Source organism: Catenibacterium sp. UBA627, assembly GCF_002299355.1.
Lineage (GTDB): Bacteria > Bacillota_I > Bacilli_A > Erysipelotrichales > Coprobacillaceae > Catenibacterium > Catenibacterium mitsuoka.
In genome coordinates, this window is the sequence record NZ_DBPF01000043.1 from 4,470 (window position 1) to 5,057 (window position 588).

2 protein-coding genes are annotated in these 588 nt (G+C 32.5%); both read left to right on the plus strand.

All coding sequences use genetic code 11. The features are described from left to right. Window positions 1-174, plus strand: a complete 174-nt coding sequence (locus B2S90_RS03005) for an RtcB family protein (protein ID WP_286696526.1) — start codon at window positions 1-3, stop codon at window positions 172-174. After that, window positions 155-588, plus strand: a 434-nt coding sequence (locus tag B2S90_RS03010) for a nucleotidyltransferase domain-containing protein (RefSeq protein WP_286696525.1), incomplete at its 3' end; no start/stop codon positions are given. The genes B2S90_RS03005 and B2S90_RS03010, both read left to right, overlap by 20 nt.

Genomic DNA, 588 nt, shown 5'->3' on the forward strand with positions numbered 1-588 from the left:
ATGGAAGGAATTTATACAACATCTATTTCTCTAGATACATTGGATGAAGCGCCACAGGCTTATAAATCAGTGGAAGATATACTAGATGTTGTTGGAGAAACAGTAGATGTCATAGAGGTGTTAAAGCCTGTATATAACTATAAGGAGCATGGAAATGAGAAAAGAAATTATTAATAAGCTCAAGGAGATTGAGAAGAGAGAACATGTTAAGATTATATATGCGATAGAGTCAGGAAGTCGTGCCTGGGGTTTTGAGTCTGTTGATAGCGATTATGATGTACGATTTATTTATGTAAGAGAAAAAGAAGATTATCTTTGTCTGGATGAAAAATCAGATGTGATAGAACTGCCTATAGATGAAGTATTTGATATAAGTGGATGGGATATCAAGAAGGCTTTAAAACTTCTTTATAAATCAAATCCATCATTACTTGAATGGTTTGCATCACCAATTGTGTATAAAGAAACAAAGGAAGCCTCTTATATTAGGGAAGTGATTCCTCTCTATTTTTCACAGAAGAAGTCATATCATCATTATCAAAATATGGCAAAAACACTATTAAAATATATGAATAAAGAGAAAGTACC